Here is an 18,266-nt window from a genome sequence, read left to right as displayed (position 1 = left end):
TGAATAATTTGATATCAATTATAAAAAGAACTAAATGTGTAACTACTTTAGGACCTGCTTCAAATTCTGCTGATGTTATTAAACAACTAATAGAAAATGGCTCAATTTGTGGGCGTTTAAATTTTTCTCATGGTACTCATGATGAACATTTAGCAAGGGTTTTAATGATTAGAGAAGTATCTAAACAATTAAATGTACCAGTTGCTATTATGTTAGATACTAGAGGTCCAGAAGTTAGAACACATACCTTTACAAAGGGTAGTGTAGAAATCAAAAAAAATGAAATTATTACTATAATTGACAATAAAGAGATTATTGGTACTGCCGATAAGTTTTCTGTAAATTATGGTAATTTAGCAAAAGATATTAAAGTTAATGATAATTTACTAGTAGATGATGGTAAATTAACATTAAAGGTTACAGCGGTTAAAGATCATACTGTTATTTGTCATGCTTTAAATACACATACTATTAAAGATCGTCGTGCTATTAATATTCCAAATGTTAAATTGTCTTTACCTTTTATTTCTGAAAAAGATAGAGCAGATTTAATTTTTGGTTGTCAGCAAAAAGTAGATTATGTTGCTGCATCATTTGTTTGTTCAGAAGCTGATATTAAAGAAATCCGCAAAGTTTTAGATGATAATGATGGTAAACATATTCAAATCATTGCTAAAATTGAATCACAATTAGCAGTTAATAATTTTGATGGCATTTTAAAAGAATCAGATGCTATTATGGTTGCTCGTGGTGATTTAGGAGTTGAAATTCCTTTTGAAAAAGTTCCTTTTTTAGAACGTGAATGAATTAAAAAATGTCGTACTGTTAACAAACCGATAATTGTTGCTACGCAAATGTTAGATTCAATGATAGATAATCCTCATCCAACACGCGCTGAAGTTACTGATGTTTGGGTTGCTATGGATTGGGGAACAACATGTACAATGTTATCGGGTGAATCTGCCAATGGTAACTATCCTGTGTTATCAATTGCAATAATGAGTAAAATTCTTGTTGATGCTGAAAGTCATCAAGAACAGAGTAAAATTGCTACTGATTTATTGCATACAAAAGATCAATTAGTTGCTAAAACTATTAAAAAAATTATTGAAGAAAAACCACAATATTTAATTACTAATAGTCAAGATAGTAATTATATTAGAACTATTGCTAATGCTCATTTGCCAGTTTATATAATTCCTATTGTTAATAATGTTATTGATTATAATAAATTTGCAATAAACTTTGGAATTTATACTTTTTTAGCAGCTGAAGGAATTCCAGCAGAATTAAGTAATTCTTCGCAATTAGTTAAAAGCATTAGTAGCACTTATATAATCCCTACTAAATCAAAAGTATTAGTAGTAGATATTAATAATAATACTAATCCTTTTACAACTTTTATTGTCAAATAACCTAGTACTACTGAGGTAAATTAGAAAAGGAATTAGGTAAAACATGAAAATTAATGTAATTAAATTAAATGGCAAAACGATGACTTATAATATTGAAAATCCAATTACTGGTTATCAATTATTAAAACAGGAAAATGAAAATATAGATTCTTCAATTATTGCTTTTACTCTGAATGGACAATTAAAAGATTTATATTTAGAAATTAAAGAAGATGCTGAAATCAAGTTTATTAAAAAAGATGATGCTTTAGGATGAACTATTTTAAATTATGGATGTTCTATGATTTTAGTTCATACTATTAAATTAATGTATCCACAAGCGTTAATTACGATTGCTAATACTAATGATAATGGTTTTTATTTAGATTTTGATTATGAAAAGCGACTTTCTAATGATGAATTAATTAAAATTGAAGAGAAAATGCGTGAAATTTTAATAAAAAATATTGAAATTAAAAGAGTTTGTCAAACTAAAGAAGAATCTTTAAAAACTCATAAAGACAATCCTTTTGCTTTAGAATATATTAAATTAAATCATGTTAATGGATTAAAATGCTCTTATTTAGTTGATAATAAGACTTTAGTAGTGGCATCGGGTGTTGCTATTAATGATTCTTCATCAATAAAAGATTTTAAATTATTAAGTATTACTGGTGCATATTGATTAGGAAATGATAAAAACAAACAATTACAGCGTATTTCTGGCATTTGTGATTATTCAAAAGTAAAATTAGTAGATAAACTTAATGAACTTGAAGAACGAAAAAATCGTGATCATCGCAAACTAGGTAAAGAATTAAATATTTTTACTTTTAATGATGATTGTGGTAAAGGATTACCTATATTTTTACCAAATGGTATGGTTATTAAAAAAGTTTTGCAGAAATATTTGAGAAAACAAGAATTTATGTGAGATTATCAAGAAGTAGCGACACCAGTTTTAGGCTCTGTTGAATTATATAAAAAAAGTGGTCATTGAGATCATTATCGTGAAAATATGTTCACTCCAATACAAAAAGCAGAACTATCAGAAGAACAATTGGTATTAAGACCGATGACTTGTCCTCATCACTGTATGATTTATAAAAGTGCTCTTCGTAGTTATAAAGATTTACCTTTGCGTTTAAGTGAGCATGCTTTATTATATCGTTATGAAGCAAGTGGGGCTTTAACTGGTTTAGAACGAGTGAGAAGCATGGAATTAACTGATTCTCATATTTTTGTTAGATTTGATCAAATGAAAACAGAGTTTAAACGTTGTTATCAGTTAATTGCTGAGGTTTTAAAAACTTTAAATATTAAAATTGATTATTTATCATTATCTTTACGAGATCCTGCTGATAAAGAAAAATATTTTAATGATGATAAAATGTGAAATCAGGCAGAAACAGCATTAAGTGAAGTTTTAGATGAATTACAATTAGAGTATAAACCAATGATTGGTGAGGCTGCTTTTTATGGACCAAAATTTGATGTTCAAATTAAAACAGCATTAGGTCATGAAATTACAATATCTACTATTCAATTTGATTTCTTATTACCGAAAAAGTTTAATTTAAATTATATTGATGAAAATAATAATGAAACAAATCCAGTTATTGTTCATCGAGGATTAATTGGTACATATGAACGTTTTATTGCCACATTATTAGAACAAAATAAAGGCGTTTTTCCACTATGATTAGCACCAAGGCAAATTGCAATTTTACCAATAAATGAAAAAGAAAAAACCTTAGAATATGCGAATAAATTATTGCAAACTTGTAAACAACATAATTTACGAACTGAAATTATTAGCAGTGGAACTATTGGCAAACGTATTGTTGAAACACAAACTCAAAAAATTCCTTATCAAATTATTATTGGTGATAAGGAAATAGAAAATAATAATTTAAGTTATCGTCATTACGGTCAAAAAGAAAGTAAAATTGCTACTTTATCAGAATTTTTAAAATTATTAACAAAACAAGTTGAGAATAAAATATAACTATAAAAATTAAAAAACCATTTAAGGTTCTAATTCTTAAATGGTTTTTTAGTTAATTAAGCAATTTAATTTTACTAAAGACATATTCCGTAAATAAATTTAATCAATTGTCAATAATAATATTTATAAATTTTTTAGTGTTAATAATTATAGAAGTTAATATTTTTAAAAAAATACTTTAAAAATAAATTTATATTTCAAACACAAAAATTGTTAATATTATTTTTATATTAACTTGATAAAAATTTAAATTTTTAAAAAAATATTAAAAATATTTTTTTATTTTAATGGTTTTGTTTTATTAAAAATTTCACAAAGTAAGTTAAATCTTAAGTGCATAAGTCTAAATATACTTTTTCTACATTTATTTATTAAAATTTTGAATCTTTTTAATCAAGCAAAAACATGTTCAACTTTAATTCTAATTTTTGAAATAATTTTGTTGTAGATTTTTTCTTGTTTAGTTAATTTTCTACCTTTATTTTTTTTAATTGGTAATATAGTATTTTTATAAATATTTTGTATTCCTTGATATCCCAAATCACCAATAATTATTGTTTTTTCTGAAAATTCAAGATTTGAATTTTTTAATATTTGAAAATCATGTACTTTTCCATTATCAGCAAAAATATCAACAATTTTTTTATTAAAAAAGTCATATATAATTTGAAATTTTATAGAAAACATTCAACTTTTACCAGAAAAATATTATAACTGTAGTTTTTTTTAGTTGGTCTTTTAATTTCAATTTCAGTTGAATCAATTAAATAAAATTGAAATTCATTTAAATCTTCTTGTTTTTTCTCAATTTTTGATTTATATTTTGTTTTTAAAAACTGATAATCTTTGTCATAACTAAGTTTATTTTCTACTCAAGTAATATTTCAAAAACAAATTGATGCACTCGTTTTATATTTAATACTCATTTGGAAAAAAGTATAATATTCTTTTCAGTATACTAAAGTCATCATCAATCTTTCTTCAACTGAAAGTTTATATTTTAGACATATTCCATAAATAAATTTTTTAAAAGTAAATTAATAATTTAAAATTTATTTTATAATTTATTTATTAATAAATTAATAAGGCGTTGATAAAAATGAATTTTGAAAATTTAAAAAAATTAAAAAATGAACAATTTTATAGATATTTTGGTATAAAACGTTTTCATTTTGATGAAATGTTAACAAAATTAATTGAAATAGAAAATTTAAAAAAAACTAAAGGTAGAAAATATAAACTTTCAGTTGAAGAAAGATTGATGATGACTTTAGTATACTGAAAAGAATATTATACTTTTTTCCAAATGAGTATTAAATATAAAATGAGTGCATCAATTTGTTTTTGAAATATTACTTGAGTAGAAAATAAACTTAGTTATGACAAAGATTATCAGTTTTTAAAAACAAAATATAAATCAAAAATTGAGAAAAAACAAGAAGATTTAAATGAATTTCAATTTTATTTAATTGATTCAACTGAAATTGAAATTAAAAGACCAACTAAAAAAAACTACAGTTATAATATTTTTCTGGTAAAAGTTGAATGTTTTCTATAAAATTTCAAATTATATATGACTTTTTTAATAAAAAAATTGTTGATATTTTTGCTGATAATGGAAAAGTACATGATTTTAAAATATTAAAAAATTAAAATCTTGAATTTTCAGAAAAAACAATAATTATTGGTGATTTGGGATATCAAGGAATACAAAATATTTATAAAAATACTATATTACCAATTAAAAAAACTAAAAATAAAAAATTAACTAAACAAGAAAAAATCTACAACAAAATTATTTCAAAAATTAGAATTAAAGTTGAACATGTTTTTGCTTGATTAAAAAGATTCAAAATTTTAATAAATAAATGTAGAAAAAGTATATTTAGACTTATGTACTTAAGATTTAACTTACTTTGTGAAATTTTTAATAAAACAAAACCATTAAAATAAAAAAATATTAAAAATATTTTTTTAAAAATTTAAATTTTTATCAAGTTAATATAAAAACAATATTAACAATTTTTGTGTTTGAAATATAAATTTATTTTTAAAGTATTTTTTTAAAAATATTAACTTCTATAATTATTAACACTAAAAAATTTATAAATATTATTATTGACAATTGATTAAATTTATTTACGGAATATGTCTTTTCTACCTTTAGTTTTTTTTAATATTTTCTATTTCAATTAATTTTGTTAACATTTCATCAAAATGAAAACGTTTTATACCAAAATATCTATAAAATTGTTCATTTTTTAATTTTTTTAAATTTCCAAAATTCATTTTTATCAACACCTTATTAATTTATTAATTGACTGTTAAAAAATTTATTTACGGAATATGTCTTAAGTATATTAGTAAAATTTAAACCATTTTTTTATAAGAAAAAAATATTTATATTTTTACTATTATTTTGATTGACATTGGGTTTTGTTTTCTGTAAGATAATTATTGTGCCCTAAAATAAATGGGTTACAAACTAGAAAAAACGATCTTTGAAAACTAAATAGAACAAAAATTAATCCGTCAATTTTTTATTAAAAATTAAATAAGTCAGACATCATCTTTTAACAAAAAAATTTTATTGAGAGTTTGATCCTGGCTCAGGATTAACGCTGGCGGCATGCCTAATACATGCAAGTCGAACGAAAGTAGCAATACTTTAGTGGCGAACGGGTGAGTAACACGTATCTAACCTACCATTTAGCGGGGAATAACTGTTGGAAACGACAGCTAATACCGCATATGTTATTTATTTGCAATGATAAATAATGAAAGGAGCATTTGCTTCACTAATTGATGGGGATGCGGCGCATTAACTAGTTGGTAAGGTAATGGCTTACCAAGGTAACGATGCGTAGCCGATCTGAGAGGATGAACGGCCACATTGGGACTGAGACACGGCCCAAACTTCTACGGAAGGCAGCAGTATGGAATTTTTCACAATGGGCGAAAGCCTGATGGAGCGATGCCGCGTGACTGATGAAGGTCTTCGGATTGTAAAAGTCTGTTGTAAGGGAAGAAGTGCTAGAATAGGAAATGATTTTAGTATCGACCATACCTTACCAGAAAGCCACGGCTAACTATGTGCCAGCAGCCGCGGTAATACATAGGTGGCAAGCGTTATCCGGATTTATTGGGCGTAAAGCGTGCGTAGACGGTTTTGCAAGTCTGAGGTTAAATTTAGGGGCTCAACCCCTAACCACCTTGGAAACTACATTACTAGAGTATAGGAGAGGTTAGTGGAATTTCATGTGTAGCGGTGGAATGCGTAGATATATGAAGGAACACCAGTGGCGAAGGCGGCTAACTGGCCTATTACTGACGTTGTGGCACGAAAGCGTGGGGAGCAAATAGGATTAGATACCCTAGTAGTCCACGCCGTAAACGATGAGTACTAAGTGTTGCCATGAGGCAGTGCTGTAGTTAACGCATTAAGTACTCCGCCTGAGTAGTATGCTCGCAAGAGTGAAACTCAAAGGAATTGACGGGGACCCGCACAAGCGGTGGAGCATGTGGTTTAATTCGAAGCAACGCGAAGAACCTTACCAGGTCTTGACATGCCTTGCGAAGCTATAGAGATATAGTAGAGGTTAACAAGAATACAGGTGGTGCATGGTTGTCGTCAGTTCGTGTCGTGAGATGTTTGGTTAAGTTCAGCAACGAACGCAACCCTTGTCCTTAGTTGCCAGCATTAAGTTGGGGACTCTAAGGAGACTGCTAGTGTAAGCTAGAGGAAGGTGGGGACGACGTCAAATCATCATGCCCCTTATGACCTGGGCTACACACGTGCTACAATGGCTGATACAAAGAGTCGCTAAACCGCAAGGTCAAGCAAATCTCAAAAAGTCAGTCTCAGTCCGGATTGAAGTCTGCAACCCGACTTCATGAAGTCGGAATCGCTAGTAATCGCGAATCAGCAATGTCGCGGTGAATACGTTCTCGGGTCTTGTACACACCGCCCGTCAAACCACGAGAGTTGGCAATGCCAGAAGTCAGTGTCCTAACCGCAAGGAGGGAGCTGCCAAAGGCAGGGTTGATGATTGGGGTTAAGTCGTAACAAGGTATCCCTACCGGAAGGTGGGGATGGATCACCTCCTTTCTATGGAGTTTAGTTTCTAATAAGAAACCAAGACAACAAAAAAAATTAGATGGATGATTTATTGGATTACTTCTTTTGTTCTGTTTAGTTTTCAGGGATTGTTTTCTCTGAGCAATTGTTCTTTAAAAACTGGATAATAGACATCTTTTAAAAAAAATAAGATAATTTTTATCTTGTAATAGGATATTCTAAAAATAAATTATTAAGAGCGTATGGTGGATGCCTTGGAATTGGAAGACGATGAAGGACGCGATTACCTGCGATAACCTTCGGGGAGCTGGAAATAAGCTTTGATCCGGAGATGTCCGAATGGGGAAACCCACTATCTTTAATCAGATAGTACTGTACAATGAATTCATAGTTGTGGAGAGTGATACCTAGAGAATTGAAACATCTTAGTACCTAGAGGAAAAGAAAGCGAATGCGATTCCCTTAGTAGCGGCGAGCGAAAAGGGAGCAGCCTAAACCAGTCGTCAGACTGGGGTTATAGGACTGTCTATTAGGTTCGACCTATGAAGAGTTACAAAATTTATATATAGCAGAAGTTGTTGGGAAGCAACGCCATAGATGGTGAAAGCCCAGTATGCGAAATGTATAAATCTCTTGACAGTATCCTGAGTACGGCGAGGCACGTGGAACCTTGTCGGAATTTGTGCAGACCACTGCGTAAGGCTAAATACTAACCAATTACCGATAGTGAACCAGTACCGTGAGGGAAAGGTGAAAAGTACCCCGAGAGGGGAGTGAAATAGTTTCTGAAACCATATGCTTACAACAAGTCGGAGCCCGTTAATGGGTGACGGCGTGCCTTTGTAGAATGAGCCGGCGAGTTACGATTACATGCAAGGTTAAGTTGAAAAGACGGAGCCGAAGTGAAAGCGAGCCTGAATAGGGCGTTTAGTATGTGGTCGTAGACCCGAAACCAGGTGATCTAGCCATGAGCAGGTTGAAGTTAATGTAACAGTTAATGGAGGACCGAACCAACGTTCGTTGAAAAGACCGTGGATGACTTGTGGCTAGCGGTGAAATTCCAATCGAACCTGGAGATAGCTGGTTCTCCCCGATATAGTTTTAGGACTAGCGTCAGAATTAGCGCAATGGAGGTAAAGCTCTGAATGTATGATGGCCCCACCTCGGGGTACTGAATGCAATTAAACTGCGAATGCCATTGTTACATATCTGGCAGTCAGTCTATGGGTGATAAGGTCCATGGACGTGAGGGAAACAGCCCAGATCATCAGCTAAGGTCCCCAAATCAATGCTAAGTGGAAAACGATGTGGAATTGTTCAGACAGCTAGGAGGTTGGCTTAGAAGCAGCCATCCTTTAAAGAGTGCGTAACAGCTCACTAGTCGAATGATTCTGCGCGGAAAATGTACCGGGGCTAAGCATTGTACCGAAGCTATGGGTCTGTATATATGTTTACATATATTGTGGGCGGTAGGGGAGCGTTCTAATCTGCGACGAAGTTAGACCGGAAGGACTAGTGGAGCGTTTAGAAGTGAGAATGCCGGCGTGAGTAACGATTGAAGGTGATAATCCTTCATGCCGATTGACCAAGGTTTCCTGGGCTAGGTTCGTCCACCCAGGGTTAGTCAGGACCTAAGGCGAGGCCGAAAGGCGTAGTCGATGGATAACAGGTTGATATTCCTGTACCACCATAGTGACTGATGGAATGACGGAGAAGGCTAAAATGTCCCAGTGGTTGGTAGTGCTGGGCTAAGTACAAAGAGGGTTGTGTAGGCAAATCCGCACAGCGTTAACCTTGAAGTACGATGGGGAGTGAACAGTTCGCTTAGTAACGAAGCATTTGATGCCATACTTCCAAGAAAAGTTTCTAAAGACATCACCATGGTGCCTGTACCGAGAACGGACACACGTGGTCAAGGAGAATATCCTAAGGCAAGCGAGATAACTATAGCTAAGGAACTCTGCAAAATAACCCCGTAAGTTAGCGAGAAGGGGAACTCATAGCAATATGAGTCGCAGTGAAGAGGTCCGGGCGACTGTTTAGCAAAAACACAGCTCTCTGCTAAGTCGTAAGACGATGTATAGGGGGTGACGCCTGCCCAGTGCTGGAAGGTTAAAGAGATTTGTTAGCGTAAGCGAAGCTTTGAACTAAAGCCCCAGTGAACGGCGGCCGTAACTATAACGGTCCTAAGGTAGCGAAATTCCTTGTCAGGTAAGTTCTGACCCGCACGAAAGGCGTAACGATCCGGACGCTGTCTCGGCTATAGACTCGGTGAAATCTTAGTACCTGTGAAGATGCAGGTTACCCGCGATTAGACGGAAAGACCCCGTGGAGCTTTACTACAACTTGATATTGAATTTTGGTGTAGTTTGTACAGCATAGGTGGGAGACGTTGATATGCAGACGCTAGTAGGCATGGAGTCACCATTGGGATACCACCCTTGCTATATTGAAATTCTAACTTGAGACCATAATCTGGTCTAAGGACAGTGTCTGGTAGGTAGTTTGACTGGGGCGGTCGCCTCCTAAAAAGTAACGGAGGCGCCCAAAGGTACCCTCAATATGAATGGAAATCATATGTAGAGCGCAAAGGTAAAAGGGTGCTTGACTGCGAGACATACAAGTCGAGCAGGAACGAAAGTTGGGCTTAGTGATCCGGCGGTGCTGTGTGGAAAGGCCGTCGCTCAACGGATAAAAGTTACCCCGGGGATAACAGGCTAATCTCTCCCAATAGTTCATATAGACGGGGAGGTTTGGCACCTCGATGTCGGCTCATCGCATCCTGGAGGTGTAGTAGCTTCCAAGGGTTGGGCTGTTCGCCCATTAAAGCGGTACGCGAGCTGGGTTCAGAACGTCGTGAGACAGTTTGGTCCCTATCTGTCGTGGGCGCAAGAAATTTGAGGAAAGCTGTTCCTAGTACGAGAGGACCGGAATGGACCTACCTCTGGTGCACCAGTTGTCACGCCAGTGGCACAGCTGGGTAGCTATGTAGGGCATGAATAAGCGCTGAAAGCATCTAAGCGCGAAGTCAGTTCCAAGATGAGATTTCTCATTCGAAAGAAGTAAGATCCCTTGAATACTACAAGGTTGATAGGTCAGGTGTGTAAGCATAGTGATATGTTCAGTTTACTGATACTAATAGATCGAGGATTTATTGAAGAATATATTCTCTATTGCAAATCAAAATTAATCAAATTTAAAGATGTCTGTTTCTAGTTTTTAGGGAGCAATTGCTAAACTATTTGGTGTCCATGGCGGAGTGGTCACACCTGTTCCCATCTCGAACACAGCAGTTAAGCACTCCAGCGGCGAAAATACCAGCAATGGGAAAATATCACGATGCCAAATTTTTTTAATTTTTACATTAAAATAAGTAAATAATTTTATGGAAATTATCCCCACATGTACTAGTGTCGAGAAAAAATGAATTGAAATAATTTTTCAATAGCATATTTCAAAATGAAAACGATTGTTTGAAATATATAGCGAAGTTGAAAGTAATGAAATGTATCAGGTGTGCTTCTTCTAGTTTGAATGTTTCTGATTTGAGAAGAATACTAAATGTTTGAAATGTCATCAAACATTTAGTATTCTTCATGACACCATTTTTCACAAGTCACAAACACCTTTGACATCTTGGTTTTATCTCATCTTTAGATGAATAAACACAAAGCATGTGGAATGGCAACCTTTTTTAGGACTGTTTTTTGGTAGACATTTGTGCTTGGTGTTTTATGGGGGTTAAGTAGTTTAGAGTGCTGTGGATTCTTATGTTGTTGTATCAATTGATATAATCAAATAATTCTAATTTTAATTGGATTAATGATGTAAAATTTTTATCATTAATAAACTCTGTTTTGAAAGTTTTGAAAGCTGCTTCAGCAACAGCGTTATCATAAGGACAACCTTTTTTGCTTAAAGAGCGGGTAATATTGAAGGCTAATAAAAGTTTATCAATATTTTTATTATTAAATTAATTACCGCGATCGCTATGAAATATTTGAATATTTTTTAAACAACGATTTGAGCACATAAATGTTTGATATACTAATGACGCATCTTTTTTAGTACCTACACTATGTCCAATAATTTCGCGATTGTACAGGTCGATTAATAAGCAAATATAGTTTTATTTACCATTAACTTGAACATAAGTTAAATCACTAACAATAACTTCATTTTTAAGCCTATTATTAAAGTCTCTATTAACAAGATTAGTAATTTGACTATCATTGACTTTATTATGATAATTTTTGTATGATAATTTAGTGTATTTTGATATTAAATTATGTTTATTCATAATTTTTTTAATTTTTCGTCTTGATAAATTAATTTTCTTTTCTTTTAGAACAACTTTTAATCTTCTTGTTCCATAAGCTTCTTTATTTTCTTTAAAAGCACTAATAACAGTTTCATCATACATATTATTTTTAATTTTATCTTCTTTTTTCTTGAAATTAAAATAATATGTTGATTTAGAGATTTTTAAAAAACGACACATTGTAAGAATTTTATATTTAACTTTATTTTTAGTAATAATTTCTATTTTCTACCTATTATTAGTGCTGCTTTCTTTAAAATATCATTTTCCATTCTTAATTGTTTTAATTCTTTTCTTAATTTAATTAATTCATTTTCTTCAACAGAACAGTTATCTTTGGTTTTAAAACCGCCTGAATTAGTAAATTGCTTAATTCAATTATAAGTAGCTGCTCTTGTAACATTGTACTCTTTAGCAAGACAAGACACTGACTTACCACTTTGATATAAAGCTACTATTTGTTTTTTAAATTCATCTGAATATGAGTTAATATTGGCCATAATTATAATTCCTTTCTTTTAACTAATTTGTTCACTTGTCTACGTAATTAGTGTCCAATAAAGTGTAAGCCATCCACAAATTGCTAAATCACACTATCAAAATGCAATAAATTTATTTGAAAAAGGTCAATATTATGAATTAATTGATTTTTTGCAATCATTAACTTTGCAATATAAAAAATTAAAAGTTGGTTATTTTATTAACGCAAAAGATGGTGTATTAAACCAAGCATTAGTTGAAAATATTGGTTGTTTTACTGAAACCAATATTAAACAAATTTTAAAGCATATGATTGGTGATAGAACCTATAACATTGATATGTATACAAAAATGGTTAATTTTAAATGCTATCAAATAAATACTGCCATCCAGTTATTATAAATTAATATTTTAAATTTTAAAAAAAACCAAAAATAAAACTTATTAAAGCAAACTTTAATAATAATTTTTGAATTATAAAAGTAAGTATTATTGTTGACTGATATTTTACAAGTGTTAAGATTAACATACAATTGCATATTGAAGTCAAAATTATTCTCGTCTAACTTTATAATTTTAAGACAAATTTCAATATTATTGACAACATCGGTATGCTCCCAAGAAATTTTATATTTTATAAATTAAAGATGATAGTTAAAACTTGTTAATTTGATTTTTACCTTATGTTATAATCAAATTAGAGGTGGACTATGGAATGCTACTTTACTAACCATAAAACTAATAATATTTTAATATTTGATGAAGAAGATAGTAAACATCTAATTAAAGTATTACGTCATAAAATTAATGACGAAATAGTTATTATTCATCAAGAATAAAAATATTTAACAAAAATTATTGAAATTACATCAGTTATTAAATGCGAAATTATAAAAACAGTGCCAAATAGTAATTCAGAATTAAGATGTAAAATCACATTAGTAATATCTTTATTAAAAGAACAAAAATTTGATTTAGTCATTCAAAAAGCAGTGGAATTGGGAGTTTATCAAATTGTGCCATTGCAGTTAAAACGATGTGTTAGTGTTTTAACAAGAACAAAAGCAGAACAGAAAGTTTTACGTTGACAAAATATTGCAAAAGCCGCTGCCAAACAATCAAATCGCAATTTAATTCCGATTGTTACACCCGTTGTTTTTGATTTAAAACAATTATAGTGATATCGGTCTCATCTTAATTTGGTTGCATATGAAAATTCATCAGAAACTAGTTGAATTAGTCAAATAAATAATACATTATCATCAATAACAAGTATAGTTGGACCCGAAGGAGGAATTACTAAAGAAGAAATTGCAACTTTAACACAACTTAATTTTAGTAATATTAGTTTGGTAAAATTAATTTTACGTACTGAAACTGCACCTTTATTTTTAATGTCAATCATTAATTATGAAACAAGTTTAAAAAGTTAGAGGAGTACAAGATGATTAGAATTGGTATTATTGGAACTGGAAAAATTGTTCAAAGATTTATAAAGCAAGCGTTAACTAATAAAAAAGTTAAAATAACTTGTATATATTCAAGAAGTTTAGATAAAGCAGAAATATGAGCAAAAAAATATAATATTGCCCATAGTACTGATGATTTAAATAAAATTATAGAACATATTGATGCTATTTATATTGCTTCACCAAATGGTTTGCATTACAAACAAAGTAAATTATTATTAAATAATAATATTCATGTTTTGGTAGAAAAAACTATTACTTTTACAGTTGAAGAAGTTAAAGACCTAATTTCTTTAGCAAGAAGTAAAAAAATAATTTTATTAGAAGCTTATGTTACTGTTCATTTACCTATTTTTTCTAAATTAAAAAAATTAGTTCATGAAATAAATCCAGAAGTAGTTAACCTTAATTTTAATCGTATTTCTTCAAGAATGCCATCAGTTGAAAAAGGAATATATGATTCTGTTTTCGATAAAGATTTTGGTAAAGGTTCAACTTATGATAGTTTAGTATATCCATTACAATTAGTATTGTATTTATTAGGTAAAGTAAAAACAGTTAAAGCGATGGCAATTAAATTACCTAATGATGTTAATTTAAGTAATCATGTTATTTTGAAGCATGAAAATGGAACTATTACTACTATTACTTGTAGTAAAGGAGTAACCTCTTATGCACAAAGTGAATTTATAGGTCATAATAGTAGTCTTGTTTTATCACAAGTTCATCCATTAAGCGGAATTAAGGTTTATACTAAAAACGGAATAAAAGAAATCGCAGATAATACCAATGAAAAAAGTTTAATGACATATGAATTAAATGATTTTGTAAAAATGATTAAAAATAAAGATTATTTAAGTCGAGATTATTGATTAAATCATAGTTTAATGAATCTTGAAGTTATTGAAGCAATTATTAAAAGTGAAAATGAATTAGGAGTTGAAGTTTATGAAAAGTAATATTAATTTAAATGAATATATTGATCATACATTACTAAAACCAGAAGCAACATTATCAATGATTGATACATTATGTAAAGAAGCTAAAACTTATTATTTTAAAGCAGTTTGTATTAATCCATTTTATATTAATCGTGTTGTTACTTTATTAAAAAATAGTAATGTTAAAGTATGTACAGTGGTTGGTTTTCCATTGGGTGCCAATACTACACAAACTAAAGTAGCAGAAACAATTAATGCGATTAAAGATGGTGCTCAAGAAATTGATGTTGTTATTAATATCGGGGCACTAAAGGATAATGTTCAAAAACTTGTATTGCAAGATCTACAAGCAGTTCGTAATGCATGTCCACAAAATATTATTTTAAAAGTAATAATTGAGTGTAGTTTATTAACAACAGAACAAAAAATTATTGCTTGTCAGTTAGTAACTAAAGTAAAAGCAGATTTTATTAAAACTTCAACTGGTTTTGCTAATGGTGGTGCAACGGTTGCTGATATTAAATTAATGAAAGCAAATATTGGTCCTCGTGTTGCAATTAAAGCTTCTGGTGGTATTAAAAATCAAGATGATGCAATGGCGATGATTAATGCTGGCGCTACTAGAATCGGTACTAGTAATGGTGTTGCTATTATTTCAGGACAAGAAACTAAGGCTGCTTATTAATTAATGTAAATCAATAACTATTAAAGTAATGAAATGAGTAAACTATTTTAATAAAAAAATCAAGTTTAGGTTTTATATCATTAACTTAATAAGTTTATAAATGTAATAAACGTTATTAAGAAGAGTATCGAAATTAAAATTTAATTAAGAAAGAATTTAAAAATATGTCATTTAAATTTGAAGAAGCAAACAAAGTTTATGAAAAGTTAATTTTATTTAATAAACTTGATAAATTATTAACTCAAATTGCAAAATAATTTACAAATAATTTTGGTAAACAAACTATTAATAGTGAAATTATTGACAAAGTAAAAGAAATGAATAATAAATATGAAGGAAAGAATAGAATACCTAAAACAGAAATTGAAATAACAATAGACATTAATATTAAAGCTGTTGATAATAACTTTGGATGGGTTACACTTTATTGGACACTAATTACGTAGACAAGTGAACAAATTAGTTAAAAGAAAAGAATTATAATTATGACCAATATTAACTCATATTCAGATGAATTTAAAAAACAAATAGTAGCTTTATATCAAAGTGGTAAGTCAGTGTCTTGTCTTGCTAAAGAGTACAATGTTACAAGAGCAGCTACTTATAATTGAATTAAGCAATTTACTAATTCAGGCATTTTTAAAACCAAAGATAACCGTTCTGTTGAAGAAAATGAATTAATTAAATTAAGAAAAGAATTAAAACAGTTACGAATGGAAAATGATATTTTAAAGCAAGTAGCACTAATAATAGGCAGAAAATAGAAATTATTACTAAAAATAAAGTTAAATATAAAATTCGTACAATGTGTCTTTTTTTAAAAATCTCTAAATCAACATATTATTTTAATTTCAAGAAAAAAGAAGATAAAATTCAAAATAATATGTATGATGAAGCTGTTATTAGTGCTTTTAAAGAAAATAAAGAAGCTTATGTAACAAGAAGATTAAAAGTTGTTCTAAAAGAAAAGAAAATTAATTTATCAAGACGAAAAATTAAAAAAATTATGAATAAACATAATTTAATATCAAAATACACTAAATTATCATACAAAAATTATCATAATAAAGTCAATGATAGTCAAATTACTAATCTTGTTAATAGAGACTTTAATAATAGGCTTAAAAATTAAGTTATTGTTAGTGATTTAACTTATGTTCAAGTTAATGGTAAATGAAAATATATTCGCTTATTAATCGACCTGTACAATCGCGAAATGTAGGTACTAAAAAAGATGCATCATTAGTATATCAAACATTTATGTGCTCAAATCGTTGTTTAAAAAATATTCAAATATTTCATAGCGATCGCGGTAATGAATTTAATAATAAAACTATTGATAAACTTTTATTAGCCTTCAATATTACCCGCTCTTTAAGCAAAAAAGGTTGTCCTTATGATAACGCTGTTGCTGAAGCAACTTTCAAAACTTTCAAAACAGAATTTATTAATGATAAAAATTTTACATCATTAATCCAATTAAAATTAGAATTATTTGATTATATCAATTGATACAACAACATAAGAATCCACAGCCCTCTAAACTACTTAACCCCCATAAAACACCAAGCACAAATGTCTACCAAAAAACAGTCCTAAAAAAGGTTGTCATTCCAATAATTAAAATATTTTTAAATTTATAACAATAAATAAAATATTTTAATTATTAGTATTTTATTTCCAAAAATTTGAAAAACTTATCAAAAAAAATAGATTTTTCTGGTAAATCAATATATAATTTATGAGATACGAAAGTAAGGAGGCAACAGACTATGGCAGTACCAGCAAGAAGAACGTCAAAAATGCGTAAAAATACACGTCGTGCCCATGATAGTTTATCTGCAACAACTACAACTAACTGTTTAAATTGTGGAGCAATTACTAAACCACATCATGCCTGTATGAAATGCAAGACATACAAAGGTGTAAGCATTACTAATCCATTACAAGCAGAAAAAACATCATCAACAGAAAAAAAATAAAATATGAATATATCTTATTTTAGATTACCTTCCTCTTATTTATTTAAAATAATATTTTAAATATTAGAGGTTTTTTACTTTACAAAATTATTTTATAATAGTTAATAATATATTAAAATATAGATTATAATTTATTAAAATAGACACTATTTATTAGGAAGTGTAGAGTATGAAAAATAAGGGCTATTATGATTTATTATTAAAGATTAGTGATGATATTAGCAATAATTTCCAAACATCACATATTAATGATGAAAAAGAATTAATTAAAGACATTGATCATTATTTAGTTAAACAACTAAATAATACTTTAATTGAAAAATTAAAAAGGATTAAATCACCAGAAGCAAAAATTGATTTTTTAAATCAAATCATAAGTAATTTTACTACTAATAAATTTAGTAATAACGTTTTATTACAAGTAAATGATAATATCATAGATAATCATTTAACTTCTAATATTAGATTAAGTGATAATTATTTATTTACTAATGAAAACCAACAAGAATTAATTAATCATTTAAATCAGGAAATTAGAACTTGTGATGAAGTATACTTTATTTATCCTTTTATATCAAATTCAATTATTAATAAGTTACGTTCATCATTCGCTTATGCTTTAAGTCATAATATTACTATTAATTTTATTACCACTACTTTTGATGATATGGCTTTATTTGTTAATTTATATGCATTAGTTAAAATAATAAAAAAGTATCATAATATTAAAGTCAAAGTTGAAAATAATTTAGAAAAACGTAGTGAAAGAATTCATATTAAAGCTGCCATCTTTAAACGAAATTCAGGTTTTTATTCAGCAATAATTGGTTCATCAAATTTAACACAAAAAGGTTTAACTAGTGGTCGTGAATGAAATATTAAAATTAATGAATTTGATAATAAGTAAC

Annotated in this window: 13 protein-coding genes, 3 rRNA genes and 3 pseudogenes; 15 read left to right on the top strand and 4 right to left on the bottom strand. The window is 29.3% G+C overall.

Going from position 1 to position 18,266, the window contains the following annotated elements:
• Nucleotides 1–8: 8 nt before the first annotated feature.
• The gene (pyk, locus tag ABWV63_RS07355; protein ID WP_353305814.1) at nucleotides 9–1,415 is read left to right on the top strand and encodes a pyruvate kinase; all 1,407 of its coding nucleotides are present in this window, start codon (nucleotides 9–11) and stop codon (nucleotides 1,413–1,415) included.
• Nucleotides 1,416–1,458: 43 nt separating this feature from the next.
• Complete coding sequence (gene thrS / locus ABWV63_RS07350; RefSeq protein WP_353305813.1) at nucleotides 1,459–3,402, top strand: threonine--tRNA ligase; 1,944 nt, start codon at nucleotides 1,459–1,461, stop codon at nucleotides 3,400–3,402.
• Between the two features lie 279 nt (nucleotides 3,403–3,681).
• Here thrS and ABWV63_RS07345 read toward each other — a convergent pair whose 3' ends face one another.
• Nucleotides 3,682–4,089, bottom strand: a complete 408-nt coding sequence (locus tag ABWV63_RS07345; RefSeq protein WP_353305812.1) for a transposase family protein — start codon at nucleotides 4,087–4,089, stop codon at nucleotides 3,682–3,684.
• Nucleotides 4,077–4,376, bottom strand: a complete 300-nt coding sequence (locus tag ABWV63_RS07340; protein ID WP_353305811.1) for a hypothetical protein — start codon at nucleotides 4,374–4,376, stop codon at nucleotides 4,077–4,079. Before ABWV63_RS07340 ends, ABWV63_RS07345 begins: the two co-directional genes overlap by 13 nt.
• A gap of 125 nt (nucleotides 4,377–4,501) precedes the next feature.
• Between ABWV63_RS07340 and ABWV63_RS07335 the strand changes: the two genes are divergently transcribed.
• Nucleotides 4,502–4,960 (top strand): transposase family protein, encoded by a 459-nt coding sequence (locus ABWV63_RS07335; protein ID WP_353305810.1) that lies wholly within the window; start codon nucleotides 4,502–4,504, stop codon nucleotides 4,958–4,960.
• A 134-nt stretch (nucleotides 4,961–5,094) separates the two neighbouring features.
• On the top strand, nucleotides 5,095–5,355 hold the full coding sequence (locus ABWV63_RS07330) for a transposase family protein (protein ID WP_353305623.1): 261 nt from the start codon (nucleotides 5,095–5,097) through the stop codon (nucleotides 5,353–5,355).
• Between the two features lie 210 nt (nucleotides 5,356–5,565).
• Here the strand turns inward: ABWV63_RS07330 and ABWV63_RS07325 are convergent, their stop codons facing one another.
• Nucleotides 5,566–5,691, bottom strand: coding sequence for a hypothetical protein (locus tag ABWV63_RS07325; RefSeq protein ID WP_353305809.1), 126 nt, complete (start codon nucleotides 5,689–5,691; stop codon nucleotides 5,566–5,568).
• A gap of 297 nt (nucleotides 5,692–5,988) precedes the next feature.
• Between ABWV63_RS07325 and ABWV63_RS07320 the strand changes: the two genes are divergently transcribed.
• The 4 genes from ABWV63_RS07320 (at nucleotide 5,989) to ABWV63_RS07305 (ending at nucleotide 11,225) form a co-directional block, all read left to right on the top strand.
• Nucleotides 5,989–7,510: ribosomal RNA gene (locus ABWV63_RS07320) — 16S ribosomal RNA — on the top strand.
• 192 nt (nucleotides 7,511–7,702) lie between these two features.
• Nucleotides 7,703–10,639 (top strand): 23S ribosomal RNA (locus ABWV63_RS07315).
• 82 nt (nucleotides 10,640–10,721) lie between these two features.
• Nucleotides 10,722–10,828: ribosomal RNA gene (gene rrf / locus ABWV63_RS07310) — 5S ribosomal RNA — on the top strand.
• Together the 16S, 23S and 5S rRNA genes form the textbook arrangement of a ribosomal RNA operon.
• A gap of 217 nt (nucleotides 10,829–11,045) precedes the next feature.
• On the top strand, nucleotides 11,046–11,225 hold the full coding sequence (locus tag ABWV63_RS07305; RefSeq protein ID WP_353307257.1) for a hypothetical protein: 180 nt from the start codon (nucleotides 11,046–11,048) through the stop codon (nucleotides 11,223–11,225).
• On the opposite strand, the pseudogene ABWV63_RS07300 reads toward ABWV63_RS07305, so the two are convergent.
• A pseudogene (locus tag ABWV63_RS07300) lies at nucleotides 11,175–12,301 on the bottom strand (IS3 family transposase). The gene ABWV63_RS07305 and the pseudogene ABWV63_RS07300 overlap by 51 nt on opposite strands.
• Before the next feature lie 166 nt (nucleotides 12,302–12,467).
• On the opposite strand from ABWV63_RS07300, the gene ABWV63_RS07295 reads away from it, so the two are divergent.
• The 7 genes and pseudogenes from ABWV63_RS07295 to ABWV63_RS07265 all read left to right on the top strand — a co-directional run bounded on the left by ABWV63_RS07295 (nucleotide 12,468) and on the right by ABWV63_RS07265 (nucleotide 18,265).
• On the top strand, nucleotides 12,468–12,683 hold the full coding sequence (locus ABWV63_RS07295; RefSeq protein ID WP_281748339.1) for a hypothetical protein: 216 nt from the start codon (nucleotides 12,468–12,470) through the stop codon (nucleotides 12,681–12,683).
• A gap of 497 nt (nucleotides 12,684–13,180) precedes the next feature.
• Nucleotides 13,181–13,714, top strand: a pseudogene (locus tag ABWV63_RS07290) (RsmE family RNA methyltransferase).
• An 11-nt stretch (nucleotides 13,715–13,725) separates the two neighbouring features.
• Nucleotides 13,726–14,709 (top strand): Gfo/Idh/MocA family oxidoreductase, encoded by a 984-nt coding sequence (locus ABWV63_RS07285; protein ID WP_353305808.1) that lies wholly within the window; start codon nucleotides 13,726–13,728, stop codon nucleotides 14,707–14,709.
• Entirely contained in the window at nucleotides 14,699–15,376 is a 678-nt protein-coding gene (deoC, locus tag ABWV63_RS07280) for a deoxyribose-phosphate aldolase (RefSeq protein ID WP_353305807.1), read from the top strand. The genes ABWV63_RS07285 and deoC overlap by 11 nt, the downstream gene beginning before the upstream one ends.
• Before the next feature lie 485 nt (nucleotides 15,377–15,861).
• A pseudogene (locus ABWV63_RS07275) lies at nucleotides 15,862–16,975 on the top strand (IS3 family transposase).
• A 173-nt stretch (nucleotides 16,976–17,148) separates the two neighbouring features.
• Nucleotides 17,149–17,358: a 50S ribosomal protein L32 gene (rpmF, locus tag ABWV63_RS07270; RefSeq protein ID WP_281747878.1), complete on the top strand. Its 210-nt coding sequence runs from the start codon at nucleotides 17,149–17,151 to the stop codon at nucleotides 17,356–17,358.
• Nucleotides 17,359–17,527: 169 nt separating this feature from the next.
• On the top strand, nucleotides 17,528–18,265 hold the full coding sequence (locus ABWV63_RS07265) for a restriction endonuclease PLD domain-containing protein (protein WP_353305806.1): 738 nt from the start codon (nucleotides 17,528–17,530) through the stop codon (nucleotides 18,263–18,265).
• The last annotated feature ends 1 nt before the right edge of the window (nucleotide 18,266 follow it).

It is taken from the genome of Spiroplasma ixodetis (genome assembly GCF_040369795.1).
Taxonomy (GTDB): Bacteria; Bacillota_I; Bacilli_A; order Mycoplasmatales; family VBWQ01; genus Spiroplasma_E; species Spiroplasma_E ixodetis_B.
This window is presented reverse-complemented; position numbering and strand designations above follow the sequence as displayed.